Source organism: Pseudomonas sp. KBN10P06128, from assembly GCF_037574945.1.
Classification (GTDB): Bacteria; Pseudomonadota; Gammaproteobacteria; order Pseudomonadales; family Pseudomonadaceae; genus Pseudomonas; species Pseudomonas aeruginosa.
Genome location: NZ_JBBELR010000001.1, coordinates 1 through 26,362 on the forward strand (window position 1 = coordinate 1; position 26,362 = coordinate 26,362).

At 59.9% G+C, this 26,362-nt stretch carries 25 protein-coding genes; 5 read left to right on the plus strand and 20 right to left on the minus strand.

All coding sequences use genetic code 11. The annotated features are described in order from the left end of the window. The 4 genes from VQ065_RS00005 to VQ065_RS00020 all read left to right on the plus strand — a co-directional run. Positions 1 to 920 (plus strand): MFS transporter (locus VQ065_RS00005; protein ID WP_340080318.1); only part of this gene is annotated, 920 nt, incomplete at its 5' end. Positions 921 to 1,350: 430 nt separating this feature from the next. Next, the gene (locus VQ065_RS00010; protein WP_003097111.1) at positions 1,351 to 2,115 is read left to right on the plus strand and encodes a hypothetical protein; all 765 of its coding nucleotides are present in this window, start codon (positions 1,351 to 1,353) and stop codon (positions 2,113 to 2,115) included. Next, positions 2,112 to 4,922, plus strand: a complete 2,811-nt coding sequence (locus VQ065_RS00015; RefSeq protein ID WP_003097112.1) for a DEAD/DEAH box helicase — start codon at positions 2,112 to 2,114, stop codon at positions 4,920 to 4,922. The genes VQ065_RS00010 and VQ065_RS00015 overlap by 4 nt, the downstream gene beginning before the upstream one ends. 186 nt (positions 4,923 to 5,108) lie before the next feature. After that, positions 5,109 to 5,471 carry a hypothetical protein gene (locus VQ065_RS00020; RefSeq protein WP_023098920.1) on the plus strand — a complete coding sequence of 121 codons (363 nt, stop codon included), beginning with the start codon at positions 5,109 to 5,111 and terminating at the stop codon, positions 5,469 to 5,471. On the opposite strand, the gene VQ065_RS00025 is transcribed toward VQ065_RS00020, so the two are convergent. After that, positions 5,468 to 6,484: a hypothetical protein gene (locus VQ065_RS00025; RefSeq protein WP_023098921.1), complete on the minus strand. Its 1,017-nt coding sequence runs from the start codon at positions 6,482 to 6,484 to the stop codon at positions 5,468 to 5,470. The genes VQ065_RS00020 and VQ065_RS00025 overlap by 4 nt on opposite strands. A gap of 447 nt (positions 6,485 to 6,931) precedes the next feature. On the opposite strand from VQ065_RS00025, the gene VQ065_RS00030 reads away from it, so the two are divergent. Continuing rightward, positions 6,932 to 8,094 (plus strand): IS3-like element IS222 family transposase gene (locus tag VQ065_RS00030; RefSeq protein WP_100814929.1). Its coding sequence is split into 2 segments (ribosomal slippage): positions 6,932 to 7,187 and positions 7,187 to 8,094, totalling 1,164 coding nucleotides; the frame shifts between segments, so codons are not numbered across the junction. On the opposite strand, the gene VQ065_RS00035 is transcribed toward VQ065_RS00030, so the two are convergent. The 19 genes from VQ065_RS00035 to mnmG all read right to left on the minus strand — a co-directional run bounded on the left by VQ065_RS00035 (position 8,069) and on the right by mnmG (position 25,894). Next, positions 8,069 to 8,599 carry a hypothetical protein gene (locus tag VQ065_RS00035; protein ID WP_153570782.1) on the minus strand — a complete coding sequence of 177 codons (531 nt, stop codon included), beginning with the start codon at positions 8,597 to 8,599 and terminating at the stop codon, positions 8,069 to 8,071. The two genes, VQ065_RS00030 and VQ065_RS00035, sit on opposite strands and share 26 nt — an antisense overlap. Positions 8,600 to 8,630: 31 nt before the next feature. Beyond that, positions 8,631 to 9,542, minus strand: coding sequence for a TnsA endonuclease N-terminal domain-containing protein (locus VQ065_RS00040; RefSeq protein ID WP_023098923.1), 912 nt, complete (start codon positions 9,540 to 9,542; stop codon positions 8,631 to 8,633). A gap of 265 nt (positions 9,543 to 9,807) precedes the next feature. Continuing rightward, positions 9,808 to 11,643: a glutamine--fructose-6-phosphate transaminase (isomerizing) gene (glmS, locus tag VQ065_RS00045; protein ID WP_003097120.1), complete on the minus strand. Its 1,836-nt coding sequence runs from the start codon at positions 11,641 to 11,643 to the stop codon at positions 9,808 to 9,810. 15 nt (positions 11,644 to 11,658) lie between these two features. Then, a complete protein-coding gene (locus VQ065_RS00050; RefSeq protein WP_003097123.1) occupies positions 11,659 to 12,432 on the minus strand; it encodes a DeoR/GlpR family DNA-binding transcription regulator in 774 nt (257 codons plus the stop codon). 67 nt (positions 12,433 to 12,499) lie between these two features. Further along, positions 12,500 to 13,009: a M23 family metallopeptidase gene (locus VQ065_RS00055; protein WP_003097125.1), complete on the minus strand. Its 510-nt coding sequence runs from the start codon at positions 13,007 to 13,009 to the stop codon at positions 12,500 to 12,502. Between the two features lie 13 nt (positions 13,010 to 13,022). After that, positions 13,023 to 14,387: a bifunctional UDP-N-acetylglucosamine diphosphorylase/glucosamine-1-phosphate N-acetyltransferase GlmU gene (gene glmU / locus VQ065_RS00060; protein ID WP_003097126.1), complete on the minus strand. Its 1,365-nt coding sequence runs from the start codon at positions 14,385 to 14,387 to the stop codon at positions 13,023 to 13,025. Between the two features lie 120 nt (positions 14,388 to 14,507). Next, positions 14,508 to 14,933 (minus strand): F0F1 ATP synthase subunit epsilon, encoded by a 426-nt coding sequence (locus VQ065_RS00065; protein WP_003097128.1) that lies wholly within the window; start codon positions 14,931 to 14,933, stop codon positions 14,508 to 14,510. A gap of 41 nt (positions 14,934 to 14,974) precedes the next feature. After that, positions 14,975 to 16,351: a F0F1 ATP synthase subunit beta gene (gene atpD / locus VQ065_RS00070; RefSeq protein WP_003097130.1), complete on the minus strand. Its 1,377-nt coding sequence runs from the start codon at positions 16,349 to 16,351 to the stop codon at positions 14,975 to 14,977. A 30-nt stretch (positions 16,352 to 16,381) separates the two neighbouring features. Further along, positions 16,382 to 17,242: a F0F1 ATP synthase subunit gamma gene (gene atpG, locus VQ065_RS00075; protein WP_003097132.1), complete on the minus strand. Its 861-nt coding sequence runs from the start codon at positions 17,240 to 17,242 to the stop codon at positions 16,382 to 16,384. Between the two features lie 50 nt (positions 17,243 to 17,292). After that, entirely contained in the window at positions 17,293 to 18,837 is a 1,545-nt protein-coding gene (gene atpA / locus VQ065_RS00080) for a F0F1 ATP synthase subunit alpha (protein WP_003097134.1), read from the minus strand. An 18-nt stretch (positions 18,838 to 18,855) separates the two neighbouring features. Further along, positions 18,856 to 19,392, minus strand: coding sequence for a F0F1 ATP synthase subunit delta (locus tag VQ065_RS00085; protein ID WP_003097135.1), 537 nt, complete (start codon positions 19,390 to 19,392; stop codon positions 18,856 to 18,858). Positions 19,393 to 19,403: 11 nt separating this feature from the next. Next, positions 19,404 to 19,874, minus strand: a complete 471-nt coding sequence (locus tag VQ065_RS00090; RefSeq protein WP_003100235.1) for a F0F1 ATP synthase subunit B — start codon at positions 19,872 to 19,874, stop codon at positions 19,404 to 19,406. 57 nt (positions 19,875 to 19,931) lie between these two features. After that, positions 19,932 to 20,189, minus strand: coding sequence for a F0F1 ATP synthase subunit C (gene atpE, locus VQ065_RS00095; RefSeq protein WP_003097235.1), 258 nt, complete (start codon positions 20,187 to 20,189; stop codon positions 19,932 to 19,934). Positions 20,190 to 20,238: 49 nt separating this feature from the next. Beyond that, a complete protein-coding gene (atpB, locus tag VQ065_RS00100; RefSeq protein ID WP_003097238.1) occupies positions 20,239 to 21,108 on the minus strand; it encodes a F0F1 ATP synthase subunit A in 870 nt (289 codons plus the stop codon). Between the two features lie 16 nt (positions 21,109 to 21,124). Beyond that, positions 21,125 to 21,505 carry a F0F1 ATP synthase subunit I gene (locus VQ065_RS00105; protein ID WP_003097239.1) on the minus strand — a complete coding sequence of 127 codons (381 nt, stop codon included), beginning with the start codon at positions 21,503 to 21,505 and terminating at the stop codon, positions 21,125 to 21,127. A gap of 163 nt (positions 21,506 to 21,668) precedes the next feature. Further along, positions 21,669 to 22,541: a ParB/RepB/Spo0J family partition protein gene (locus tag VQ065_RS00110; protein WP_003097241.1), complete on the minus strand. Its 873-nt coding sequence runs from the start codon at positions 22,539 to 22,541 to the stop codon at positions 21,669 to 21,671. A 9-nt stretch (positions 22,542 to 22,550) separates the two neighbouring features. Next, the gene (soj, locus tag VQ065_RS00115; RefSeq protein ID WP_003097243.1) at positions 22,551 to 23,339 is read right to left on the minus strand and encodes a chromosome partitioning protein Soj; all 789 of its coding nucleotides are present in this window, start codon (positions 23,337 to 23,339) and stop codon (positions 22,551 to 22,553) included. An 18-nt stretch (positions 23,340 to 23,357) separates the two neighbouring features. Then, positions 23,358 to 24,002 carry a 16S rRNA (guanine(527)-N(7))-methyltransferase RsmG gene (rsmG, locus tag VQ065_RS00120; RefSeq protein ID WP_003097245.1) on the minus strand — a complete coding sequence of 215 codons (645 nt, stop codon included), beginning with the start codon at positions 24,000 to 24,002 and terminating at the stop codon, positions 23,358 to 23,360. Continuing rightward, positions 24,002 to 25,894, minus strand: a complete 1,893-nt coding sequence (gene mnmG / locus VQ065_RS00125; RefSeq protein ID WP_003100244.1) for a tRNA uridine-5-carboxymethylaminomethyl(34) synthesis enzyme MnmG — start codon at positions 25,892 to 25,894, stop codon at positions 24,002 to 24,004. Before mnmG ends, rsmG begins: the two co-directional genes overlap by 1 nt. Positions 25,895 to 26,362: the final 468 nt, after the last annotated feature.

Below are 26,362 nucleotides of genomic sequence, written 5' to 3' on the forward strand. Positions count from 1 at the left end.
CCATCGTCATCGCCCCGACCCTGGAAATTGCCGTTGTCCTGCGGGTAATCGGGGGCATCGCCTCGGCAATCATCATTCCGACCACCTTCGCCCTGGTCGCGGAGGTGGTCGCCCCGCAAAGACAGGCCGGTGCCATGGGCCAGGTGATGCTCGGCATGACCCTCGGCATTGCCGCCGGCCCGGCACTGGCCGGCCTCCTCTCGGACTTCTTCGGCTGGGCGACGCCCTTCCTGATGGTCTCGTGCGGTTGCGTGCTGGTCTTCCTGATGGCGCGCCAGCGCCTTCCCGTGCAAGCCGTGGCACCGCGCGCCGAGGGCCACGCGCTGGGCTGGTGCAGGCAATGGAGCATCCTCAGGCCACTGATCGCCAAGGGGGCCTGGAACGGCACCGGGGTCGCCGGCCTGCTTCTCTCGGGAGAGGTGCTGCGCCAGCGCTACGGCTTCAGCACCGCGCAGATAGGCGTCAGCATCGCCGCCTTCGGCGTGGGCCTGGCCGTGGGCAACCTCGCCGCGGGTTACCTGCAACGTTATCTGAAGCGCGACGAAGACATGCTCCTGCTGGTGCTGGCGCTCCTGGTGCTATCGATGTCGACCTTCATGCTCCTGCCGCTACCGTTGCCCGTGGCACTCTGCTGCCTGGGCGCCTGGGGCGCCGCGCTGGGCCTGGGCGCGCCGGCGGGCACGGTGGTACTCGCCTCGCGCTCCGGGCCGGACAAGGGCATGGTGCTGTCGTTCGCCGAGACGTTCAACAACATCGCTATTCTCGCCAGCGTGCCCCTGGCTGTGCGACTGCTGGAGCTGAGGGGGCCGCCCGCCACCCTGTGGGTATTGGGCATCGGCCTGGGGATCGGCGCCTGGCTCACCGTGCTGGACTGGTTCGCCAGCCGCAGGAGCGACGAGGCGCTGCCGTTGCGCGATTGACGGCGAGCGCCGCGATCACCGGGGCCGCATGCCTGCCCCGGCTTCTGTGTCAAAAGAATAAAGGTTGTCACAACACCCCTTGAAAATCTTGCCATCTAGAAAAATACCGACGCGTCTGGGGCGGGAAAAGGCTGTCACAAAATCGGCTTTTACAAAGAGTCGCATGATTTTTCAAAGAATAAAGGTTGTCACAACTCAGGATCAGATGAAAAGGAGCAAAGGTGGACGGGGTCAAAAAGCCAAAATTTTATGATGGTATCTTCCTTGGATAGCTGACTAGATCGAGTCGGCGATGGTCGCATTTTGACTCAGATGCCGAATTGTCCCTGATACAAAATCGACTCAGCACCAACACGCTGCGCTAACATAGTGGCGAAAGGCCTCACTCATGCAGCAGAGGCCGTGTGCTAGAACAGGGAATGAGATACCGATGGCCTTCACTAAATTGCCCTCGACTTCATCCAATGGATGGCAGATTCAGCTTTTCCGAGGTGATCCCGATTGCGGGGCGTTCTACCAGTGGATTCATACCGAGCTCGCGAAGGCGACCAAAATCTGGCCACCGAAAATCACGAAGCTCACTACCGGCCGAAAGGGCAACCTTGGCGAATTTCTATCGTACAAGGTCGCTCATAAGTCAGGATTACGCGGAAAGGGCAACGGGTACACGGTGGCGCTGATGGGAGCCCTAACTCCGCTTCAAAATGGCGCCCCGACGGGGCTGGACATCACCATCGTCCACCTGGATCCAGGAGGCGACAAGAGCAAGGACTGCCTTTACATCATGGAGATTAAGACTACTGGCGCCGCCGCGCTGACCTACGCGACCGCACTAATTGACGACTACGACAAGCTTTTGGGGAAAACAACGGTCGCTGGGTCGTTAGGTCAGAGATTTAACTGGCTACAGGGTTACCTGATGGAGGTTCACGAGTTCGATGACGATGCGCTTGAGCGAGTTGGTAATCTTTTCATGCCAGAGGCGAAGGACTGTAAAGGCATTAAATTGCTGCCCACGCTGGTGCACGACCGTGCTGTCGGTGATCAGGCGGCTGTTGACGCGCTGGACAATGTCGCCGTGAAGATTGAACAACAAGGCTGGGGCAAGCAAACTATTGAGCCTTGGAGCATCGCGATCAGCAAGCTGACTCAGTGCCTTGTGCATCTTTCAAATAACGGAAGTACGATGCCATGAACGGCCTCCCTGACTCTGTCAGATTCCTCGAAAGTGCTGCTTCCTCCGCAGCAAAGGCCAGAGGGGTTGAGCCAGTGTTGCCGACCGCAGACCCATTCGATGTAGCGACGGCACTCAAGTGCATCAGTGCATTCCAAGTTCGCGTAGGAGTGGAGGTACTTGAGGCACTTGATGACGAGAGCAAAGCGCAGCCTCTTGTCGCAGCAGCTCGGATCTTGCAATCAACGGCACAAAACCTGCGACGTGAAACAAATCCACCGAACGTTGCTGATCTTGATGACTTGTCGTTCCATGCCGCGCTTGCCTTTGCTATGCATGGCAATTTTCCCAGTGCACGCGCTGCGCTTTCTGATGTGTCCTCAGGTTATCTCAAGGAAAGCTTAGTGTTCCGTATGGTCGCAGCGATATGCGACCCATCCAGTAAATACGTTCGATACCGTTCGCTCGATGTGAATTTCAACGAGTTTCGTTCCTGGTGGTACCGCGCCTTGCGTCACTCTAACAAGCGGAGACGTACCGAAGCGTTCGAAAATGCGCTCGAGCTCTTTACTGAGGCTGCAAAGGCAGGAACCATGGCGGAGTATGCACTCTTGCTGGGTGGGCGGATGGCAGCTAACCAAGCGAGACGATTAGCAACCGTTAATCTTCTAGACGACGCTCCCGAAATTCCGAGATGGTTTATCCTGCAATCCATCAAAGCTGGCATGGTGACCCTACTGCCCCCGCAGCACATTCTTCTGAGCAAGAAACGTATTGCTAAGCATAGACGCAACACCCTATTAACGCTTCCAACAAGCACTGGGAAGACATTCGTCGCTGAAGCGTGTATGGCTGCCGATTTAGCGGATGAAAGTTTGTGTGTCTATGTCGCTCCGTATGTTGCCATTGGGGAGCAGGTGAAGGATTCGCTTCGGAAATGCTTTGGCGATGAGGTCCCTGTTGTTTCCATGTTTGGCGGTTTCCAATCTGAGGCTTTAAACAGCTTCGCCGAGAATGAGGTTGTCGTCGCTACCCCTGAACGGTTTGACGGTTGGCTTCGTACTGGTGAAAACCTTGACCGACTGCGTACAGTCATCTTCGACGAGATCCATATTCTTGAGAATGGATCTCGGGGTGCTCGGGTGGAAGGCTTGGTTTCAAGACTTCGGCTGCTTCAGCGAAACAATCCAAAGCTTCGGATCATTGGGTTGTCAGCTGTGTTGACTGAGCCGCAACGCGTCTGTACATGGCTTGGCGTGCAAGAAATCGACCTGCATCAAATTGGCTGGCGACCTACAGCACGCCGATTAGCCATGTGCCTCGCGAACGGGGATATGTACTGGATCCATGGGAACGACGCGCTCCGTCCCTCGAACGAGCTAGCCACTTCGGCCGTGTCAGAACCGATCAAAGTCAGACTTCCGGGGAAGATAAAACCGGCGCGGTTCGCGAATGCTAATGAGAAGAGTGCGGCCGCCAATGTTGGTGCAATAGCACGAGATCTTGTGATTCGACTAGGCTCGCCCGGCCTGATCGTGTGCCCAAGAAAGCTGGACACACGGCTACTTGCCCGTGAGTTGCTGGAAGGCCGAGAGGAGGTTGAGAATGACGACGTTCTAAAGACCGCAGCCAACATCCTTGACCGCTACCCTTACTTGAACTTCTTAGCCGAGTGTCTTCGGTATGGAGTGTCGTACCACAACGCATCTCTGCCCTTTGATGTGCGACGCGATATAGAAAAATTAACTCGTGCACGCGCTCTGTCAGTTGTATGCGCAACCACCACACTCGCTGAAGGTGCTGACCTTCCGTTCCGATGGACTATCGTCGCTCACTGGCTCAGCAGCATGCGTGATGATGGTCGGGTAATGAAGTCGATGACTTTCCGTAACATTGCGGGCCGTTGCGGTAGAGCGGGTGCCTTTTCTGAAGGCGATACGATTCTCTTCGAAAACTTGATGGGGCCCCCATCCTTGAAGCGGGGGCAGCGAAACAAACGTAGCTTGGAAGAAGTCATGTTTGCATCCTCACCGCTCCAGTCGACGCTTGGGGGGGAGTGGGACGAGACCCCAATCCAAGGGCAGAAACTGCTGGAGGCAACAATCAGTGCGCAACTGCTCGCGTGTATCGGAGAGCATCCCGACACTGAAGATATCGTGTCAGTATTGACGGAGGCCTCTTACGCTGGGCATACCGATGGCAAGCAAAACGTACGTCGAATCTTGTCGGAGACCGTCAGCACAATTTTAGACGATCAGGAGGCTGGCGGTGCAATGGCAGTCATGAACAGCCCAATCAGACTCACGGAATTTGGCCAAGCTGCCAACCTCAGCGGCTTCTCACCCGGAACATGTCGGCTAATGGTGGAATTTCTGTCCGAGGAGTCCTTCGAAACTGGCGCGGGGCTCTACAGTGAGCTTCTGGAGCGGTTCAACGACGTCCCCGAGCAGTCGAATGAGACGTTAAAAAAAATCTTCTCCGGAGTTAACCACAGAAACGTGGTTAAGACTGAAAACATCGAAGAGATGCTAAACAACTTACTATTGCGCATGGACTTACGCCAGGTCTTTGAAGGGCTGCGCAGCAAGAAATCCGCAGCTAAGCCGGACACGGTTGAGACGATGTTCGAGGAGTTCGTATCGTTCATTAATGGTGTTGTGGCCAATTTCCTACCATGGATTCTTAGAGCTCTCGGGAAACTTAGTAAGTTCGGAAGCGAAAAGGCAGCTGCCACAGACTGGTCGAAAATGGCTAAGACGATTGAGACTGCGTTGGGCGCTAGAAGCGGCGATACAGAATTCGACGACTTGCTGATTCCAATTGAATAGCCCCGCTTAGTCACGTCGTTGATCGCCTTGGTTAGGGGGGCAGGGCCAAGCGTATAGGGATGGAGTGGAGCATCGAAACCTCATCAACTGCTCTCATCTCGGATGGTACCTCTGCTAGCAGACAGATCGATACTGGTGAAACAGGAGTGCAGGATAGCCACACCAAACCAACGATGGAGATCCAAAATGTACCCACCACCAACCCTCGACGATGCTTGCTTTGTACTCCAGCAACTGGACAGCATCCCACGCCCGTATGGCGATAACGAAGGCGACGCCATCAACAGCGACAGCGTCTATTACGCACTTGAGCCCCATCACCAGCAGATCGTGGATCAGGCATACACTGTAGTGTGTGCATACACCCGTAAGCCTGGCGGGATGGAAGCGAACACGAGAGCAGTCAACGCACTGACACGCCGGGGCTACCCAACCTATTTGGGGCCCGACCAGTACGACGCATATCGCCTGGTCGGAACGGCGGAGACCGAAAACTGGTGCCTGATCATCTCCGACCCAGGTTCTAGCAACGCTGACGATGACTGCTAATCCTCAGGAGTAACCGTCAGGGTGGAGCCGTCCGGCAGGCGATAGCTTGCCGTGACGACAACCCCCTGGCGCTTACGCTCCTTCTCCTCCTGCTTCATCATCTCCCTGCAGATCTTGCGAGTCGTTAGTTCTGAGATTGTGATCTTGGGATCACCTTCCCGATCTATCACCTCCATGATCTTATCTGTCGCGATATTGGCACTCTTCCAGGGCGTCAGCGTCAAAAGAGGCCCTGTGCCGCGCAGGCTGTAGTAGAGCTCGGTGACCCTCTTTTTGCCCAAGTTCACTTGGGCTGCGTTCGAGTGCTTTTTCCGGGCATTGGCCTTGGCTTTCCTGGTGTCCGCAATTGTGTCGAACCGCTGCATGATGAAATCTGACGCCTTACGCATCCCGAGCAGATAGTTCGCGTCAATCAGGTAGGAGTACGCGATGTCAATTTTGCCGGCCTCCGCAGCTTTCTGGGCCTGTAGTAGCAGGCCGCAGATGGCATAGACCGATGCCTGGGTTTGCTGGGGAGTTTCAAGGGTGTCAGCGATGTGATCCGACAAACTCTTACCTTCAAGATGCACCACCGAGTCCAGAATCAGCAGGAAAAGATCGTCACCTGGTTGCTCGTAGCCGTTCAGCAAGGGAATGGTGATGCGTTCAAGCACCATTTTCATGAAGCTCTGCAGCTGTGCTTCGCCTCCATCCTCCTGAACAGCCATGATTTGATTCAGAAACGATGGAAGACGAGGTCGGAAGTGATTGATGAATTCGGATAGTGCCAGGGCCCATAGACGCTGTAGCTCGGTATCAAAGGATCGTGCAGGCCGCCCCCCATGCAACAGGAGCTGCTTACCCGCATAGGCCGGCAGAACGTGCTCGTGCACAATTTGAAAGAGGCTGGCAATTTCCTCTCTCTGCAGCCGGATGACATCCGTGCCATTCACCTTGTTTTGCAGTACTTGGATTTGACGAAAAGTCTCCTCCAATCCGGCTTCAAGTGATCCTTCTTTAAAGGTGAGCTCCATTCTGTTTCTCCGAGGGGGGTTGAGATCGCCTTGGAGTTTACTGGATGGCCTACTGATATCACAGACCGCTACACTAGGCTCTGTCTACGGGACAGACCCCTTCGAGCCAGACCGTCCGGCTAACTGAATCGCTCCGGGTTTCGTAGGCACCTCCATGCCTTAAACTAAGGCCAATCAGAGGTGCCATGACAACCGCGTGGCCTGCTACCGCAAATGGGTAATGGCCCACCCTTGATCGGTCAGTGCCGTTTTACACTCTTCTGAAACCCGTTCCGCATTGACTGCCAAGCACAGAAAGCTGGTAGGTCGCGACATGCCGACATACAGGTTTCGAAACTGAGAAAGCTGAGTCTCAGGCATTTTTGCGGAGCGAGTGCCAATCTGTAGTGGTCTACTGATCCCGGACACCGATTTAGGCGAGAATCCTCGCCGTGAGAGAGGTGTCTGATGAGCAAGCAACGACGTACGTTTTCCGCCGAGTTCAAACGAGAGGCCGCGGCCCTGGTGTTGGACCAAGGCTACAGCCATATCGACGCCTGCCGTTCGCTGGGGGTGGTGGATTCGGCCTTGCGCCGTTGGGTGAAGCAGCTCGAGGCGGAGCGCCAGGGTGTGACCCCGAAGAGCAAGGCGTTGACGCCTGAGCAGCAAAAGATCCAGGAGCTGGAAGCCCGGATCAACCGGTTGGAGCGGGAGAAAGCGATATTAAAAAAGGCTACCGCTCTCTTGATGTCGGACGAACTCGATCGTACGCGCTGATAGACCAGTTGAGTGAGCAGGAGTCGGTGGAAGTGGTCTGTTCAGCTTTCGATGTGGCGCGGTCTTGCTACTACGTCCACCGTCTTCGACGGCGGCGTGTCGATGCTCGCCGCGTGGCGCTACGCAGCCAAGTCAACCAGTTGTTCAGCCAGAGTCGGGGCTCGGCCGGCAGCCGCAGCATTCTGGGCATGCTGCGCGAAGAGGGCGTGACCATCGGCCGTTTCCGAGTGCGTCGGTTGATGCGTGAGCTGGGCCTGGTCAGCAAGCAACCGGGCTCGCACGCCTACAAACAGGCCACGGTTGAGCGGCCGGATATCCCGAATCGGCTGAACCGCGAATTCGCGACCGAGCATCCCAATCAGGTGTGGTGTGGCGACATCACCTACGTCTGGGCGCAAGGCCGTTGGCACTACCTGGCCGCGGTGCTGGATCTGCATACCCGGCGGGTGATCGGCTGGGCGTTCTCGGCCAAGCCGGATGCCGAACTGGTGATCAAGGCCCTGGACATGGCCTACGAACAGCGCGGCAGGCCACAGCAGGTGCTGTTCCATTCAGACCAGGGCAGCCAGTACGCCAGCCGCCTGTTTCGGCAACGGCTCTGGCGCTATCGGATGCAGCAGAGCATGAGCCGTCGGGGGAATTGCTGGGATAACTCGCCGATGGAGCGCCTGTTCCGCAGTCTGAAGTCGGAGTGGGTCCCGTCAACGGGTTACCTGACGGCGCAGGAGGCCCAACGGGACATCAGTCATTACTTGATGCACCGCTACAACTGGATCAGGCCGCATCAATTCAACGACGGGTTATCACCTGCGGTGGCCGAAGAAAAACTCAACCCACTGTCCGGGATGGGTTGACCACTACATCACCACTAACTATTACTCCACGATACTTAGGCGGCCGTCCAGGAATGATGCCGGACGCCCGGTTTTTCTCCTTTCCGGGGCCGCCACAGGTACTGGTATTCCACAGGAACGCATTACGAGACTGCCCCATGCTCCAATAACGATAAAGAAGTCGGTAGATCTGCTTACGATCTACCCCCACTCTCTTTGCATGAGTCGAAATGAGAGCGCCGAAATTGGTAGTCAGAATGTCTAAAGGTGCTTGGCCTTCCACTAAGTCACGAATTAGATCCCAGTTCCTGTCTCTGCTCCGCTTTTCATTATCGCTTATTTGATCATCACTTCTGAGCAGGTGCATGGGAACCATTTCAGAATTTAGAGCAGCCGCACCGGAATCGATCTCTTCGAGAAGAATTGACCTTTCAATCCGCCAAGGCTTGGTCGGATTTATGCACAGCTTAATCACCCATACAAAATCTTCACTAATACCCAAAACCCTAACAGACTGCTCAAGCAAGTTAGATCCCTCACCTGGCGAAACTATGCAGTTAACTCGCAGATTTAGCATTGGCGGACACCTCGATTGGAGCTATAACAGCCGGAGAGTATTGACCAATCCATACATGTAGCGGCTGAGATAAGCTGATCACCTTTGAAGTTAGGTCCATCTGCAAGCGGCCATTCCATAGCAGATGATGGAAAAGACTTTTTACACCCATATAGTCTATATAGATATTTTTCGAAGCTTGATCCAATAGAGCCTTCAGTGGCACTTGATCGGTTTCACACTTACTCAAAAAACCGAATAAGTTACCAATGTTTTTTTCGGTAGGTAACGATGGGTGAATACTCGCATAGGTCCGGAGAATAGTGAGGTTCGCTATTCGAACTTTTGACAAGTTTTCGTGCAGCACAAGTTTCCATTCTATCTGCCTGGACGCCCAATACTTTTCCTCGATAGCTAGCTTCTCTGCCATCCTGTTCTGCACACCAATATTGGCATCCTCAAACTCTTTCCGATATTTTACGGAGCGCGCAGCAACTTTCACTTCCCCCGATGAATCGAGAAATGTGATCAGGAAGTCGGTCGTCATTACTACTGGAATCTGAGTTCCTGGATAGACCGGATGGCGATAGTTTAGGCTGTTAGCAATTGCTTGGGTTTCGGCTTGCGTTAGCAGAGGAAACTGCTCACGGATATCAATAATGGAATTTTCGTGCTCCAGAACTGTGAGGTAGTCGCGCTCGGCATTAGATATCAGGTGATGAGTGCGGTGTACCTTCACCCCTGACACAAGGTGAGAGACACCTTTGGATTTGATATCCCACACCTTGATCCAGGGCTCATAGGATTCTTTCACGCCGCTCCCACGACCAGATTTGATTCTCCTATCGATTTTCTGCTGAGTCATCAGCTTGGAACGCGCGGGCTTAACTGATGCAGCTGGTACAGATGTCATTATCGAGTCGCTCATCAATGGGCGACCCACTCGACCGGTACGGCACTGGGGTAGACGTGGCGTTGGAGATGTCAGGAGCGGGCGCAGCCAGGACGACAGTCACAGCGGTCCAAAGGATTCTGATCCTAATCTGCCAGACCTGCTCCTGCCCCGATGTACGGTAGGGGCAAGAGCTTGTGACAACCTTTATTAACTTGTGACAATCTTTATTCTTTTGTGACAACCTTTATTCTTTGCAGACAGCTTCTCGGGTACGCGGCCAGCGTTACTCGACGGTGACCGACTTGGCCAGGTTGCGCGGCTGGTCGACGTCGGTGCCCTTGAGCACGGCGACATGGTACGAGAGCAATTGCAACGGGATGGTGTAAAGGATCGGCGAGAGCACGTCGCCGATGTGCGGCATGCCCACCACATGGGTGCCCTCGCCAGCCTCGATGCCCGCGCCTTCGTCGGCGAACACCACCAGTTCGCCGCCGCGGGCGCGGACTTCCTGCAGGTTCGACTTGAGCTTCTCCACCAGCTCGTTGTTCGGCGCCACGGTAACCACCGGCATGTCGCTGTCCACCAGCGCCAGCGGACCATGCTTGAGTTCGCCGGCCGGGTAGGCTTCGGCATGGATATAGGAGATTTCCTTGAGCTTCAGCGCGCCTTCCAGGGCCACCGGGAACTGCGCGCCACGGCCGAGGAACAGGGTGTGGTGCTTCTCGGCGAACAGCTCGGAAACCTTCTCCACCGTCCGGTTCATCGCCAGCGCCTCGCCCAGCCGGGTCGGCAGGCGACGCAGTTCGTCCACCAGCTCGGCTTCGACGCCATCGGCCAGGCGCTTCTGCACCTGGCCGATGCCCAGGGTCAGCAGCAGCAGGGCGACCAACTGGGTGGTGAAGGCCTTGGTCGAGGCCACGCCGATTTCCGGGCCGGCCTGGGTCAGCAGGGTCAGGTCGGATTCGCGCACCAGCGAACTGGTGGCAACGTTGCAGATCGCCACGCTGGAGAGGAAGCCCAGCTCCTTGGCGTTGCGCAGGGCAGCCAGGGTGTCGGCGGTCTCACCGGACTGGGAGATGGTGACGAACAGGCAATCCGGCTGCACCGCGACCTTGCGGTAGCGGAACTCGCTGGCGACCTCCACCTGGCAGGGAATCCCGGTCAGGCTTTCCAGCCAGTAACGGGCGACCATGCCGGCGTGGTAGCTGGTACCGCAGGCGACGATCTGCACGTTGCGAACCTTGGCGAACAGCTCCGCCGCCTGCGGGCCGAAGCTTTCCACCATTACCTGGTTCTGCCCGAGGCGGCCTTCCAGGGTGCGCTGCACGACGCTGGGCTGCTCGTGGATTTCCTTGAGCATGAAGTGCCGGTACTCGCCCTTGTCGGCGGCTTCGGCGCCTTCGTGGTACTGCACGGTCTCGCGCTGCACGTCGTTGCCCTGGACATCCCACAGGCGCACGCTGTCGCGACGGATCTCGGCGATATCGCCTTCTTCCAGGTAGATGAAGCGGTCGGTCACCTGGCGCAGCGCCAGTTGGTCGGAAGCGAGGAAGTTCTCGCCAAGCCCGAGGCCGATCACCAGCGGGCTGCCGCTGCGGGCGGCGACGATGCGGTCCGGCTGCGCCGCGCTGATCACTGCCAGGCCATAGGCCCCGTGCAATTCCTTGACCGCGTCCTTCAGCGCCAGGGTCAGGTCGCCGATGGACTGCAGCTTGTGATGCAGCAGGTGGACGATGACCTCGGTGTCGGTCTGCGAGGTGAACACGTAGCCCAGGCCCTTGAGCCGCTCACGGAGAGGTTCGTGGTTCTCGATGATGCCGTTGTGCACCACCGCCAGTTCGTCGCTGGAGAAATGCGGGTGGGCGTTGCCTTCGGTTGGCGCGCCGTGGGTCGCCCAGCGGGTATGGGCGATGCCCAGGCGGCCGAGCAGCGGCGTACCGGCCAGGCCTTCCTCCAGGCTGGCGACCTTGCCGACCCGGCGGCAGCGCTGCAGCCTGCCTTCGTTATCGAAGACCGCCACGCCGGCGCTGTCGTAGCCGCGATACTCGAGGCGCTTGAGGCCTTCGATGAGGATGGGGGTGATGTTGCGCTCGGCGATCGCGCCTACGATTCCACACATGGGGTCTTTCTCCTTTCAGGGCTCGACCGGGGCGCAGATCAGCGTGACGCCCCGGGCGGTTATCTGTTCGCGCGCGGAAGGTTCCAGGCGCTCGTCGGTAATCAGGGTATGGATGCTGCTCCAGGGCAATTCCTGGTTGGGAATGCGCCGACCGACCTTGTCGGCCTCGGCCATGACGATCACCTCGCGGGCGACCTCGGCCATCACCCGGCTCAGGCCCAGCAATTCGTTGAACGTGGTCGTCCCGCGTTCGAGATCGATGCCGTCGGCACCGATGAATAGTTGGTCGAAGTCATAGGAACGCAGCACCTGCTCGGCAACCTGCCCCTGGAACGACTCGGAATGCGGATCCCAGGTCCCCCCGGTCATCAGCAGCACCGGCTCGTGCTCCAGTTCGCGCAGGGCGTTGACCACGTTCAGCGAGTTGGTCATCACCACCAGGCCCGGCTTGTGCCCAAGCTCGGGGATCATCGCCGCGGTGGTGCTGCCACTGTCGATGATGATCCGCGCATGCTCGCGGATGCGCGCCGCGGCGGCGCGACCGATAGCCTGCTTGTAGGGCGAGACGGGCTGTGCGGCTTCGCCGATCAGTTCCTGCGGCATCGGCACCGCACCGCCGTAGCGACGCAACAGCAGGCCGTGGCTTTCCATGGCTGCGAGGTCCTTGCGGATGGTCACTTCCGAGGTGGAAAAGCGCTTGGCGAGTGCGTCCACGCTGACCTCGCCCTGCTCGGAAAGCAGCGCGAGGATGGCATGGCGACGTTGCGGCGTATTACGTTTCGAGATCACTTAAGTTTCGTTTCGAAAGAAAAGTGTGCGAATCAAAACTTATCCGGCGATTCCCGTCAATGACTTTTCATCGGCTCGGCAGCACCGTATTGGGATCGAGGTAGAACATTTTCTTCCAACCCTGGGTGCTGGCGTCGGCCAGCCAGGGATAGGGCAGCAAGGTGATGATCGCGTAGTGCAGGTGGGCCGGCTTGCCGCGCGCGTTGCCGGTGGTTCCGACCGCACCCAGGCGGGAACCGGCGAGGACCGGCTGGCCCGGATAGGCGTCGAGGCTATCGAGATGGGCGTAGTAATGCAGGCGCCACTTGGGCGCCAGCACCAGGACGACCTTGCCGCCGAGGGCGATCTCCCCGCGATAGAGCACCAGGCCGTAGCTGGCGGAGCGTACGGGGGTGCCGCTGCGGGCGAAGATGTCGATGCCCTTGTGCACTCCGGAGCGCCCCCAGGGCTCGAACCAGAAGGTTCGCGGATTCCAGTCGCGGGCACTGGCGCCTTCGACGGGTATCCGCGGCCATTCGGGTAGCACCGCCCCGGCTATGAGCAGCCCCAGCACGATCCATTTCGCAGGCTTCGGCATCCGTGCCGCTCCGTTACTTCTTGATTTTTTCCGGGCGCTTCCAGTTTTCCAGGTTCTTCTGCCGGGCGCGGCCGAAAGCCAGGTTCTTCGCCGGAACCTCATGGGTGATGGTGGAGCCGGCCGCGGTCGTCGCGCCATCGCCAATCTTCAGCGGCGCCACCAGCGAGTTGTTCGAGCCGATGAACACATCGTCGCCCAGCTCGGTGCGGAATTTGTTCGCGCCATCGTAGTTGCAGGTGATGGTGCCGGCGCCGATATTGCAGTTGGCGCCCAGCTCGGCATCGCCCAGGTAGCTCAGGTGGCCGGCCTTGCTGCCCTCGCCCAGGCGGGCATTCTTCAGTTCGACGAAGTTGCCGACATGGGCCCGAGCGCCGAGCACGCTGCCCGGACGCAGGCGGGCGAACGGACCGGCATCGCTACCCTCGCCCAGCTCCGCGCCTTCCAGGTGGCTGTTGGCCTTGATCACCGCGCCACGCCGCAGGACGCTGTCGCGAATCACGCAGTTCGGTCCGATGTGCACGTCGTCCTCGATCACCACGCGGCCTTCCAGCACCACGTTGACGTCGATCAGCACGTCGCGGCCGACCGAGATTTCGCCACGGACATCCAGGCGCTGCGGATCGAGCAGGGTCACGCCCTGGCGCATCAGCTCCTCCGCGCGCAGGCGCTGGTAGTGACGCTCCAGCTGGGCCTGTTGCATGCGGTCATTAACGCCCTGCACTTCCATCGCGTCCAGCGGTTGGGCGCTGGCTACCATCAGGCCGTCGCCGACCGCCATGGCGATCACGTCGGTCAGGTAGTACTCGCCCTGGGCGTTGTCGTTGGACAGGCGGCCGAGCCAGTCGGCAAGGCGCTTGCCCGGCACCGCGAGGATGCCGGTGTTGATCTCGCCGATCTGGCGCTGCGCCGGGGTCGCGTCCTTGTGCTCGACGATGGCCTGCACCGCGCCCTGATCGTCACGGACGATGCGGCCGTAGCCGGTGGGGTCGAGCATGTCGACGGTGAGCAACGACAACTGGTCCGGGGTGACTTGCGCCAGCAGGCGCTGCAAGGTGTCCAGCTGGATCAGCGGCACGTCGCCGTAGAGGATCAGCACCTGGTCTGCACTGAGGAACGGCAGGGCCTGGGCCACCGCATGGCCCGTACCGAGCTGTTCGGCCTGGAGCACGAAATTCAGGTCGTCGGCGGCCATCCGCTCACGCACCAGATCCGCGCCGTGGCCGATCACCACGTAGATCCGTTCCGGCTGCAACTGGCGCGCGCAGTCGATGACGTGGCCGAGCATCGGCTTGCCGGCAATGGGATGGAGGACCTTGGGCAGGGCCGAACGCATGCGGGTGCCCTGGCCGGCGGCGAGAATCACGATTTCAAGGGACATGGACTGGACTACCGTTCCTGGTGGTCACAGGCAAAACCTGTGAGTGAAGATGCAAAACGAAAAAAGGGTAGCCCACAGGCTACCCTTTTCCCTGACACCGCTAGAAGTACCGGCTGGAAATCAGCCGCCGAACTTCTTGCGCAGTTGCTGGACGGTGCGCAGCTGGGCTGCGGCTTCGGCCAGACGCGCGGCAGCGGCGCTGTAGTCGAACTCGGCGCCCTTGCCCTGCAGCGCCTTTTCGGCAGCCTTCAGGGCTTCCTGGGCGGCCGCTTCGTCGAGGTCGCCGGCACGAACCACGGTGTCGGCGAGGACCTTGACCATGTTCGGCTGGACTTCGAGGAAACCGCCGGAGATGTAGTACACCTCCTGCTCGCCGCCCTGCTTGACCAGGCGGATGGGGCCCGGTTTCAGGTCGGTGATCAGCGGCGCGTGGCCCGGGGCGATACCCAGGTCACCCAGAGCGCCGTGCGCGATAACCATCTCGACCAGGCCGGAGAAGATCTCCGCCTCGGCGCTGACGATGTCGCAATGGACTGTTATGGCCATACGCTTGCCTCACATGAGCGCCCGTCGCCGGGCGCACAGGATTACAGTTTTTTGGCTTTCTCGACCGCTTCTTCGATACCGCCGACCATGTAGAACGCCTGCTCCGGCAGGTGATCGTAGTCGCCGTTGAGAATGCCCTTGAAGCCAGCGATGGTGTCCTTCAGGGAAACGTACTTGCCCGGCGAGCCGGTGAAGACTTCCGCTACGAAGAACGGCTGGGACAGGAAGCGCTGGATCTTACGAGCGCGCGCCACCAGCAGCTTGTCGGCTTCGGACAGTTCGTCCATGCCCAGGATCGCGATGATGTCCTTCAGCTCCTTGTAGCGCTGCAGAACATACTGGACGCCGCGAGCGGTGTCGTAGTGATCCTGGCCGATCACCAGCGGATCGAGCTGACGGGAGGTCGAGTCCAGCGGGTCGACCGCGGGGTAGATACCCAGCGAGGCGATGTCACGGGACAGTACGACGGTCGCGTCCAGGTGGGCGAAGGTGGTCGCCGGGGACGGGTCGGTGAGGTCGTCCGCGGGAACGTATACGGCCTGGATCGAGGTGATCGAGCCTTTCTTGGTGGAGGTGATGCGCTCCTGCAGAACGCCCATCTCTTCGGCCAGGGTCGGCTGATAACCCACCGCGGACGGCATACGGCCCAGCAGTGCGGACACTTCGGTACCGGCGAGGGTGTAACGGTAGATGTTGTCGATGAACAACAGAACGTCACGGCCTTCGTCACGGAACTTCTCGGCCATGGTCAGGCCGGTCAGTGCGACGCGCAGACGGTTGCCCGGCGGCTCGTTCATCTGGCCGTATACCAGGGCTACCTTGTCCAGTACGTTGGAGTCCTTCATCTCGTGGTAGAAGTCGTTACCCTCACGAGTACGCTCGCCCACACCCGCGAACACGGAATAACCGCTGTGCTCGATGGCGATGTTACGGATCAGTTCCATCATGTTGACGGTCTTGCCCACGCCGGCGCCGCCGAACAGGCCTACCTTGCCGCCCTTGGCGAACGGGCAGACCAGGTCGATCACCTTGATGCCGGTTTCCAGCAGCTCGTTGCCGCCAGCCTGGTCGGCATAGGACGGAGCTTCGCGGTGGATGCCCCAGCGCTCTTCTTCGCCGATGGGGCCGGCTTCGTCGATCGGGTTGCCCAGTACGTCCATGATCCGGCCCAGGGTCGCTTTACCGACCGGCACGGAGATGGCAGCACCAGTGCTGTCCACGTTCAGGCCACGCTTGAGGCCTTCGGTGGAACCCATCGCAATGGAACGAACCACGCCGTCGCCCAGCTGCTGCTGGACTTCCAGGGTGGTTTCAACGCCCTGAACCTTCAGGGCTTCATAGATGCTCGGCACGGCATCGCGCGGGAATTCCACGTCGATCACGGCGCCGATGATTTGAACGATACGTCCGCTACTCATGTCTGGTTCCTCTGAATTTTGAACCTGTTCTTACACCGCGGCAGCGCCGCCGACGATTTCCGAGATTTCCTGGGTGATCGCCGCCTGACGCGCCTTGTTGTAGATCAGCTGCAAATCGCTGATCAGCTCGCCGGCGTTGTCGGTAGCGTTCTTCATTGCAATCATCCGGGCCGCCTGCTCACAGGCGTTGTTCTCAACCACGGCCTGGTACACCTGGGATTCCACGTAACGCACCAGCAGCCCGTCGAGGAGCGACTTGGCGTCGGGTTCGTAGAGATAGTCCCAGTGGTGCTTCAGCTCCTGATCGTCATCGGCCACCAGCGGAATCAGCTGTTCCACGGTCGGCTTCTGGGTCATGGTGTTGACGAACTTGTTGGAGACCACGAACAGGCGATCGATACGGCCTTCGAGGTATGCGTCGAGCATCACCTTGACACTGCCGATCAGGTCGTTGATCGAAGGCTCTTCGCCGAGGTGGCTGATAGCTGCCACGACGTTGCCGCCGAAACTGCGGAAGAACGAAGCGCCCTTGCTACCGATCACGCAAAGGTCGATTTCCGCCCCTTGCTCGCGGTAGCCGCTCATGTCCTTGACGAGGGACTTGAACAGGTTGATGTTCAGACCGCCGCACAGACCACGGTCACTGCTCACCACGATGTAGCCGACGCGCTTGACTTCACGCTCGACCATGAACGGGTGACGGTATTCCGGGTTGGCGTTGGCCAGATGGCCGATCACCTGGCGAATACGCTCCGCGTAGGGACGGCCGGCCGCCATGCGCATTTGTGCCTTGCGCATCTTGCTCACCGCCACTTTTTCCATGGCATTGGTGATCTTTTGCGTGCTTTTGATGCTCGCAATCTTGCTGCGAATCTCTTTTGCGCCTGCCATTTGACACCTATCGGGTTAGCAGGCGGGAGCCTCGCGGCTCCCGCTGCGGCTTACCAGGTTTGGGTGGCCTTGAACTTCTCGATGCCGGCCTTGATGCCCGCGTCGATTTCGTCGTTGAAGTCACCTTTCTCGTTGATCTTCGCCAGCAGAGCGGCATGCTCGCGCTGGAAGTAGGAGATCAACGCCTGCTCGAAGCTACCGACCTTGGCGATTTCGACGTCCTGCAGGAAGCCACGCTCGGCGGCATACAGGGACAGCGACATCTCGGCGATCGACATCGGCGCGTACTGCTTCTGCTTCATCAGCTCGGTAACGCGCTGACCATGCTCCAGCTGCTTGCGGGTCGCTTCGTCCAGGTCCGAGGCGAACTGGGCGAAGGCCGCCAGTTCACGGTACTGGGCCAGAGCGGTACGAATGCCGCCGGACAGCTTCTTGATGATCTTGGTCTGGGCCGCGCCACCTACGCGGGATACCGAGATACCGGCGTTGACGGCCGGACGGATACCCGAGTTGAACATGGCGGATTCCAGGAAGATCTGGCCGTCGGTGATCGAGATCACGTTGGTCGGAACGAACGCGGAAACGTCGCCGGCCTGGGTCTCGATGATCGGCAGCGCGGTCAGCGAGCCGGTCTTGCCGGTCACGGCGCCGTTGGTGAACTTCTCGACATACTCTTCGGAAACGCGGGAAGCGCGCTCCAGCAGACGGCTGTGGAGATAGAACACGTCGCCCGGGTAGGCTTCGCGGCCCGGCGGACGGCGCAGCAGCAGGGAGATCTGGCGATAAGCCACGGCCTGCTTGGACAGGTCGTCGTAGACGATCAGGGCGTCTTCACCGCGATCACGGAAGTATTCGCCCATGGTGCAACCGGAGTACGGCGCCAGGTATTGCAGGGCGGCGGACTCGGAAGCGCTGGCGGCGACCACGATGGTGTTGGCCAGGGCGCCGTTCTCTTCCAGCTTGCGTACGACGTTGGCGATAGTGGACTGCTTCTGGCCGATGGCCACGTAGACGCACTTAATGCCGCTGTCTTTCTGGTTGATGATGGCGTCGACCGCGAGGGCGGTCTTGCCGATCTGGCGGTCGCCGATGATCAGCTCGCGCTGGCCACGGCCTACCGGGATCATGGCGTCGACCGACTTGTAGCCGGTCTGTACCGGCTGGTCTACCGACTTACGCCAGATCACGCCCGGAGCGACCTTCTCGACCGCGTCGGTGGCCTTGGCGTCGATCGGGCCTTTGCCGTCGATCGGATTGCCCAGTGCGTCGACTACGCGACCCAGCAGTTCCGGACCGACCGGAACCTCCAGGATGCGCCCGGTGCACTTGGCGTTCATGCCTTCGGCGAGGCCCTGGTATTCACCCAGGACCACGGCCCCCACGGAATCCTGCTCCAGGTTCAGCGCCATACCGTAGACGCCGCCCGGGAACTCGATCATCTCGCCGTACATGACGTCGGCCAGACCGTAGATGCGCACGATACCGTCGGACACGCTGACGATGGTGCCTTCGTTTCGTGCTTGGGAGGCGACGTCGAGTTTCTCGATGCGCCCCTTGATGATTTCACTAATTTCGGAAGGATTGAGTTGCTGCATGCCGCTGCCCCTTCAAACTCAAGATTTCAACGCTTCGGCCAGTTTCGCGAGCTTGCCGCGCACCGAGCCATCGATTACCAAGTCACCGGCGCGAATGATCACGCCGCCGATCAGGCTCGCGTCTTCCGACGCATGTAGCCGCACTTCGCGACTGAGCCGGGCGCTGAGAGCCTTGGCGAGTTTGTCCTGCTGTTCTTTGCTCAAGGTGAAGGCACTGGTGACTTCTACCTCGACCGACTTTTCCTGCTCGGCCTTCAACTGCTCGTACATCTCAGCGATGGTCGGCAGCAGTTCGAGCCGCTTGTTCTCAGCCACAGTCCGGACGAAGTTCTGGGCTGGTGCATTCAGCTTGTCGCCGCACACATCGATCAGGCTCTGGGCCTTGGCCGAAGAGGTCAGCTGAGGCTCTTTGAGCAGCTGGCGCACGGTGTCGTCCTGCGACACTGCGGCCAGCACACCCAGCGCAGCCGACCAATCGGCCAGTTGCTGATGAGCCTGGGCGTACTCGAAAGCCGCCTTTGCGTAGGGACGAGCCAACGTGGTCAGTTCTGCCATAGCGCCCTCGCTTAGATCTCGGCTGCCAGTTTGGAAACCAGCTGCTCGTGCGCGTTTGCGTCGATCGAAGCACCCAGGATCTTCTCTGCGCCGGTGACGGCCAGGGCACCCACTTGGGCACGCAGGGCGTCCTTGACGCTGTTCAGTTCCTGTTCGATTTCCGCTTGGGCCTGGGCCTTCAGGCGTTCGCCTTCGGTACGGGCCTGGTCGCGGGCTTCATCGACGATCTGGTTAGCGCGTTTCTTCGCCTGTTCGACGATTTCGGCTGCCTGAGCCTTGGCTTCGCGCAGTTGCTGGCCCGCTTTCTCATGAGCCAGCTCCAGATCACGAGCCGCGCGGTTGGCAGCGTCCAGGCCGTCAGCGATCTTCTTCTGACGCTCTTGCAGAGCCGCGATGACCGGAGGCCACACGAACTTCATGCAGAACAGCACAAAGATGAAGAACGCAACGGACTGGCCAATCAGGGTTGCATTAATGTTCACGCCAACACCTCGCTCGTTCGTTGTCCGTCAAACACTCAAATCGAATGATTCGAGTGATTAGCCGGCGATTTGACCAACGAAGGGATTCGCGAAGGTGAAGAACAGGGCGATACCCACACCGATCATGGTCACGGCGTCCAGCAGGCCGGCGACGATGAACATTTTCACCTGCAGCATCGGAACCATTTCAGGCTGACGAGCTGCGCCTTCCAGGAACTTGCCACCCAGCAGACCGAAACCGATGGCGGTACCCAGGGCACCCAGGCCAATCAGCAGAGCAACGGCGATAGCAGTCAGTCCAACTACAGTTTCCATTTTTCCTCCCGACTTTTTGTCGTGTTGGTTAAAGGTTGAAGCGAATCGATTAATGGTTGTCTTCGTGCGCCATCGACAGGTAGACGATGGTCAGCATCATGAAGATGAAGGCCTGCAGGGTGATGATCAGGATGTGGAACACAGCCCACGCCCAGTTCAGGGCTACGCCCAGGGCACTCAGCAGGAACATTCCGCTACCGAACATGACGGCGATCAGAATGAAGATCAGTTCGCCGGCATACATGTTGCCGAACAGACGCAGCGCCAGCGAAACCGGCTTGGCGATCAGGGTCACGAACTCGAGCAGGAAGTTCACCGGAATCAGCAGGATCTGAACGACGATGTTCTTGCTGCTGAAGGGGTGCAGGGTCAGTTCACCGAGGAAGCCGCCGATGCCCTTGACCTTGATGCTGTAGAAGATGATCAGGGCGAACACCGAGATCGACAGGCCGAGGGTGGCGTTCGGGTCGGTGGTGGCCACCGCGCGGAAGAACAGGTGCTCGTCGCCGGTGATCTTCGCGGCCAGCATCGGCAGGTAGTCCACCGGTACCAGGTCGATCAGGTTGAGCAGGAAGATCCAGACGAACACGGTCAGGGCCAGGGGCGCGATCAACGGGTTGCGCCCGTGGAAGGTGTCCTTGACGCTGGTGTCGACGAACTCGACCATCACCTCGACGAAGTTCTGCAGTCCACCCGGCTGGCCGCTGGTGGCCTTCTTGGCCGCCAGGCGGAAGATGAACAGGAACACCACGCCGAGCAGTACCGACCAGCCCAGGGTGTCTACGTGGAATGCCCAGAAGCCCATTTCCTTGGCTTGCTCGGCGGTGTGGGCGAACCCCCAATCACCATTAGGCAGACGCCCGAAGGTCAGGTTCTGCAAGTGGTGCTGGATGTAACCCGAAGCGGTTTCTGCTGCCATGTTTGCCTCAATCGCTCTAAGGTCTTGTAAATGTTTTTCCCATCAGCAGGGGTGCGCACCAGCTGACCATCAGGGTCAGCAGATAGACACCGAACAGAGCCGGCGCCATCAGTGGCTTCACGCCTGCGAACGCCAGTGCGAAGAGCACCGCCGTCAGAATCAGTTTCCCGGCTTCGCCCGCATAGAAAGAGCGAACGATTTCCCGGGCAGCCCGCGCTCCGCTGAAACGGAACGCCTTGTAGGCGAAATAACAATTCGGCAACCAGGCGATCATCCCTCCCAGCAGTCCGGAATATCCGGCTACCGGTCCCCAAGAAATCCACAGGGAGATCGCAGCAACAAGCACTACTACCAGTTGGACGAGCAGCAATCTGAATGCCGGCAGGCGACTTGGCATGCGGGACTCCATCGCGCTCTCAGTCTTCTGGTGTCGGCACTGCCAAATCAACGACTTGGCATAAAAAGTGCCCACAAAATAGCGCGCAGAGTATAGGGGGGGAGTCCCCCCTGTTCAACTGGCTGGTAGTGATTTCCGACTACCCGCTACAACCCAAAGTGTGTCAACGGATGTGGGCGAGAACGCCCTGCAGTTCATCCAGGGAGCTGTAGCGGATGACCAGCTGTCCCTTGCCCTTCTGACCATGCCGGATCTGCACCGAAGCGCCCAGGCGCTCGGCCAGGCGCTGTTCCAGGCGGGCGATGTCCGGGTCGCTCTTGACCGGTCCCGCAGGCTTGCCCGGGGCATGCGTCCACTGCCGAACCAGGGCTTCGGTCTGACGTACGGTCAGCCCATGTGCGACAACATGTCGCGCCCCTTCCACCTGCCGTTCTGCCGGCAGACCGAGGAGCGCACGGGCATGGCCCATCTCCAGGTCGCCATGGGAAAGCAGGGTCTTGATCTCTTCCGGCAGGCCGATCAGGCGCAGCAGGTTGGTAATGGTCGCGCGCGACTTGCCGACCGCTTCCGCGACCTGCTGCTGGGTCAGCTGGAACTCCTGCTGCAAGCGCTGCAGGGCAGCGGCTTCCTCGATCGGGTTGAGGTCCTCGCGCTGGATGTTCTCGATCAGCGCCATGGCGATGGCCGCTTCGTCCGGCACGTCGCGCACCAGCGCCGGGATCTTTTCCAGTCCGGCCTGCTGGCAGGCCCGCCAGCGCCGCTCGCCGGCGATGATCTCGTAGCGGCCATTGGCGATCGGCCGTACCACGATGGGCTGCATCACGCCCTGGGCCTTGATCGACTGCGCCAGTTCCTCCAGCGCCTGAGGGTCCATGTCGCGACGCGGCTGGTACTTGCCGCGCTGCATCAGGTCGAGGGGGATCTGCTGCAACTCGCGGCGGTCGGCCTGTACGGCTTCTTCCTGCAGTTTGGCGGGACTCGAGCCGCCCAGCAGGGCATCGAGCCCGCGTCCCAGTCCACGTTTCTTGGCTGCCATGCGGGTTCCTTATGCGGTTGCGGCGCGGCCTTTGGCGCGCTGGCGGCGGACCAGCTCGCCGGCCAGCGCCAGGTAGGCGATGGCGCCGCGGGATTGCTTGTCGTAAACCAGCGCCGGCATGCCGAAGCTGGGGGCTTCGGCGAGGCGCACGTTACGCGGGATGACGGTGCTGTAGAGGGTGTCGCCGAAATGCTCCTGCAACTGCGCGGAGACATCGTTGGTCAAGCTGATGCGCGGATCGTACATGGTCCGCAACAGCCCCTCGATCTTCAGCGTCGGGTTGAGCAACTGGCCGATGCGCTGGATGCTGTTCATCAGGTCGGTCAGCCCCTCCAGCGCGTAGTACTCGCACTGCATGGGGATGATCACGCCGTCGGCGGCGGTCAGCGCGTTGACGGTGAGCATCGACAGCGACGGCGGGCAGTCGATGAGGATGTAGTCGTAGTTCTCGCGGATCGGCGCCAGCGCGTTGCGCAGGCGATTTTCCTTCATGTCCATTTCCAGCAGCACCACTTCCGCGGCGGTCAGGTCGCGGTTGGCCGGCAACAACTGGTAGCCGCCGTGTTCGGAGAACTGCATGGCCTCGGCGAGGTTGCACTCGCCGGTGAGCACGTCGTAGATGGAGTGCTCCAGGTTGTGCTTGTCGATGCCGCTGCCGGTGGTGGCGTTGCCCTGGGGATCCAGGTCCAGCAGGAGGACGCGGCGCTTGGTCGCCACGAGGGAGGCCGCGAGGTTGATACAGGTCGTGGTCTTGCCGACACCGCCTTTCTGGTTGGCGATCGCGAATACCTTAGCCATGGTTATCCCTGTTCCCCCTCATGCTGTGCGCCGCAGTATCAGCAGATGCCGCTGACCTTGGCAACCGGGTACCGCCAGCGCGTGCTCGGCTTCGACCCGGAAATCCGCCGGGAGTGCCGCCAGCTCTTCGTTCGGATGCACGCCCTTCATCGCCAGCCAGCGGGTTTCCTGGCCACCGAGGTGGCGGGTCCAGTTGGCGAAGTCCTCCAGGCTGCTGAAAGCGCGGGAAACGATGCCATCGAAGGGGCTCTCGGGACGGAAGGCTTCCACCCGGCTGTGCACGACTTCGAGGTTGGCCAGCTTCAGCTCGAGCTTCACCTGGGTCAGGAAGCGGGTTTTCTTGCCGTTGCTGTCGAGCAGGGTCAGGCGCTTTTGCGGGAACAGGATGGCCAGCGGCACGCCGGGCATGCCGCCGCCGCTGCCGACATCCAGCCAGTTATCCCCAGCCTCGGCATAAGGCACGATGCTCAGGCTGTCGAGCAGGTGGCGCGAAACCATCTCGTCCGGGTCGCGTACGGCGGTCAGGTTGTAGGCCTTGTTCCATTTGATCAGCAGGGCCAAGTAGGCCAGCAGCTGGCGTTGCTTGTCGGCGTCGAGGGCGACGCCTAGCTCGTCAGCACCGCGCGCGAGTTCGTCGGCGTGGTGTTGGGTTACCGCAGACATCAAGCGCTCTGCTCCAGTTGGCGGCCAGAGGCACGCTTCTTCAGGTGGATCAACAACAGCGAAATCGCAGCCGGCGTGACGCCGGGGATTCGCGAAGCCTGTCCGAGGGTTTCCGGACGGGCCTGGTTCAGCTTGTTCTGGATTTCCTTCGACAGGCCGGAAATCCCCAGGTAATCGATATCCACAGGCAGGCGGGTATCTTCGCTGGCGCGCAGCCGGGCGATTTCCTCCTGCTGGCGGTCGATGTAGCCGGCGTACTTGGTGCGAATCTCCACCTGCTCGGCCACCTGGGGGTTATCCACAGCGTCGCCGGTGATCTCCACCAGGCCGGCGTAATCGATCTCGGGGCGGCTCAGCAGGTTGAGCAGGTTGTATTCATGGGTCAGCGGCGTACCGAAGCGCTCGGCGATGGCGTCGCCCTGCGGGGTATTCGGCCGCACCCAGGTGCTCTTCAGCCGCTGTTCCTCGCGTTCGATACCTTCGCGCTTGGCTTCGAAGGCAGCCCAGCGCCGATCGTCGACAAGGCCCAGCTCGCGTCCCTTCTCGGTGAGACGCAGGTCGGCGTTGTCCTCGCGGAGGATCAGGCGGTATTCCGCCCGCGAGGTGAACATGCGGTACGGCTCCTGGGTGCCGAGCGTGATCAGGTCGTCCACCAGCACGCCGATGTAGGCCTCGTCGCGGCGCGGGCACCAGCTGTCCTTGCCTTGCGAACGCAACGCAGCATTGGCGCCGGCCAGCAGGCCCTGGGCGCCTGCTTCCTCGTAGCCGGTGGTGCCGTTGATCTGGCCGGCGAAGAACAGGCCGCCGATGACCTTGGTCTCCAGGCTGTACCTGAGATCGCGGGGATCGAAGAAGTCGTACTCGATCGCATAGCCCGGCCGCACGATGTGGGCGTTTTCCATGCCACGGATGGAACGCACGATCTGCAGTTGCACGTCGAACGGCAGGGACGTGGAAATGCCGTTGGGATACAGCTCGTGGGTCGTCAGGCCTTCCGGCTCGAGGAAGACCTGGTGGCTTTCCTTGTCGGCGAAGCGATGGATCTTGTCTTCGATCGAAGGGCAGTAGCGCGGGCCGATGCCTTCGATCACACCGGAATACATCGGCGAACGATCGAGATTGGCGGCGATGATCTCGTGGGTCCGGGCGTTGGTATGGGTGATCCAGCAACTGACCTGCTCGGGATGCTGTTCCTTCGAACCGAGGAAGGACATCACCGGGATCGGCGTGTCGCCCGGCTGCTCGGTCATCACCGAGAAGTCCACGCTGCGCCCGTCGATCCGCGGCGGCGTGCCGGTCTTCAGACGGCCGACCCGCAGCGGCAATTCACGCAGACGACGCGCCAGAGCGATGGACGGCGGGTCGCCGGCGCGTCCGCCGGAGTAGTTCTCCAAGCCGATGTGGATAAGTCCGCCGAGGAAGGTGCCGGTAGTCAGGACCACATTGTCGGCATGGAAGCGCAGTCCCATCTGGGTCACTACGCCGCGAACCTGATCCTGCTCGACGATCAGGTCGTCGCAGGCCTGCTGGAATATCCACAGGTTCGGCTGGTTTTCCAGTGTATGGCGGATAGCGGCCTTATAGAGCACGCGATCGGCTTGTGCACGAGTGGCGCGCACTGCCGGCCCCTTGCGGCTGTTAAGGATGCGGAACTGGATACCGCCCTTGTCGGTGGCTTCGGCCATGGCGCCGCCAAGGGCGTCGATTTCCTTGACCAGATGGCTCTTGCCGATGCCGCCGATGGCGGGGTTGCAGCTCATCTGCCCCAGGGTTTCCACATTGTGGGTCAACAGCAGGGTTTTCACACCCATGCGCGCAGCCGCGAGTGCGGCTTCGGTGCCTGCATGGCCACCGCCGATCACGATTACGTCAAAACGGGTAGGGAAATCCACCGCGCACCTCGGCCTGTTCAGAAGCAGGAATTCAGGAAAGCCGGACAGTATAAGGATTTAGCGAACCTGAATGAAGACTCCTGGACAAAAAATAGCCAATCCAGATCGAGGGAGCAAAATGGCTCGGCGGGCTTACAAAAAATAAAAGGAAAGGAATGTTTATATCTTTTTAGAACTTGTGTTTATTACTTGGCAGCGGCTTTTCTGTTGATAAGTACGTCGAGCCCAGTAAAGACATAGCCTGTAGCGAATGATAAGGCTGTCCCAAACCCTATCTGGGCCCTGTTGATAAGCGTTTTTTAGCTGTGGATGGAATGGCTCGTTATCAACATGTGGAGTTATGCACAGAGCTTCGGCGGGTTTATCTACCCTCCTGTCCCTGGGGTTTTCCACAGGTTTCAGGCGAGCGTATCCGGGCCGCGGCAGGACCGCAGCCAGGTAGGAAGAAGGAGATGGAAAGGCGTGGGA

Coding starts and splice junctions, on each gene's coding strand:
- VQ065_RS00010 (WP_003097111.1), top strand. CDS start 1,351: ATGGCCTTCACTAAATTGCCCTCGACTTCATCCAATGGATGGCAGATT.
- atpG (WP_003097132.1), bottom strand. CDS start 17,242: ATGGCAGGCGCAAAAGAGATTCGCAGCAAGATTGCGAGCATCAAAAGC.
- VQ065_RS00065 (WP_003097128.1), bottom strand. CDS start 14,933: ATGGCCATAACAGTCCATTGCGACATCGTCAGCGCCGAGGCGGAGATC.
- atpA (WP_003097134.1), bottom strand. CDS start 18,837: ATGCAGCAACTCAATCCTTCCGAAATTAGTGAAATCATCAAGGGGCGC.
- glmU (WP_003097126.1), bottom strand. CDS start 14,387: ATGTCCCTTGAAATCGTGATTCTCGCCGCCGGCCAGGGCACCCGCATG.
- soj (WP_003097243.1), bottom strand. CDS start 23,339: ATGGCTAAGGTATTCGCGATCGCCAACCAGAAAGGCGGTGTCGGCAAG.
- VQ065_RS00085 (WP_003097135.1), bottom strand. CDS start 19,392: ATGGCAGAACTGACCACGTTGGCTCGTCCCTACGCAAAGGCGGCTTTC.
- atpD (WP_003097130.1), bottom strand. CDS start 16,351: ATGAGTAGCGGACGTATCGTTCAAATCATCGGCGCCGTGATCGACGTG.
- glmS (WP_003097120.1), bottom strand. CDS start 11,643: ATGTGTGGAATCGTAGGCGCGATCGCCGAGCGCAACATCACCCCCATC.
- VQ065_RS00015 (WP_003097112.1), top strand. CDS start 2,112: ATGAACGGCCTCCCTGACTCTGTCAGATTCCTCGAAAGTGCTGCTTCC.
- VQ065_RS00105 (WP_003097239.1), bottom strand. CDS start 21,505: ATGCCAAGTCGCCTGCCGGCATTCAGATTGCTGCTCGTCCAACTGGTA.
- VQ065_RS00025 (WP_023098921.1), bottom strand. CDS start 6,484: ATGGAGCTCACCTTTAAAGAAGGATCACTTGAAGCCGGATTGGAGGAG.
- rsmG (WP_003097245.1), bottom strand. CDS start 24,002: ATGTCTGCGGTAACCCAACACCACGCCGACGAACTCGCGCGCGGTGCT.
- VQ065_RS00110 (WP_003097241.1), bottom strand. CDS start 22,541: ATGGCAGCCAAGAAACGTGGACTGGGACGCGGGCTCGATGCCCTGCTG.
- VQ065_RS00040 (WP_023098923.1), bottom strand. CDS start 9,542: ATGACATCTGTACCAGCTGCATCAGTTAAGCCCGCGCGTTCCAAGCTG.
- VQ065_RS00020 (WP_023098920.1), top strand. CDS start 5,109: ATGTACCCACCACCAACCCTCGACGATGCTTGCTTTGTACTCCAGCAA.
- atpE (WP_003097235.1), bottom strand. CDS start 20,189: ATGGAAACTGTAGTTGGACTGACTGCTATCGCCGTTGCTCTGCTGATT.
- atpB (WP_003097238.1), bottom strand. CDS start 21,108: ATGGCAGCAGAAACCGCTTCGGGTTACATCCAGCACCACTTGCAGAAC.
- VQ065_RS00055 (WP_003097125.1), bottom strand. CDS start 13,009: ATGCCGAAGCCTGCGAAATGGATCGTGCTGGGGCTGCTCATAGCCGGG.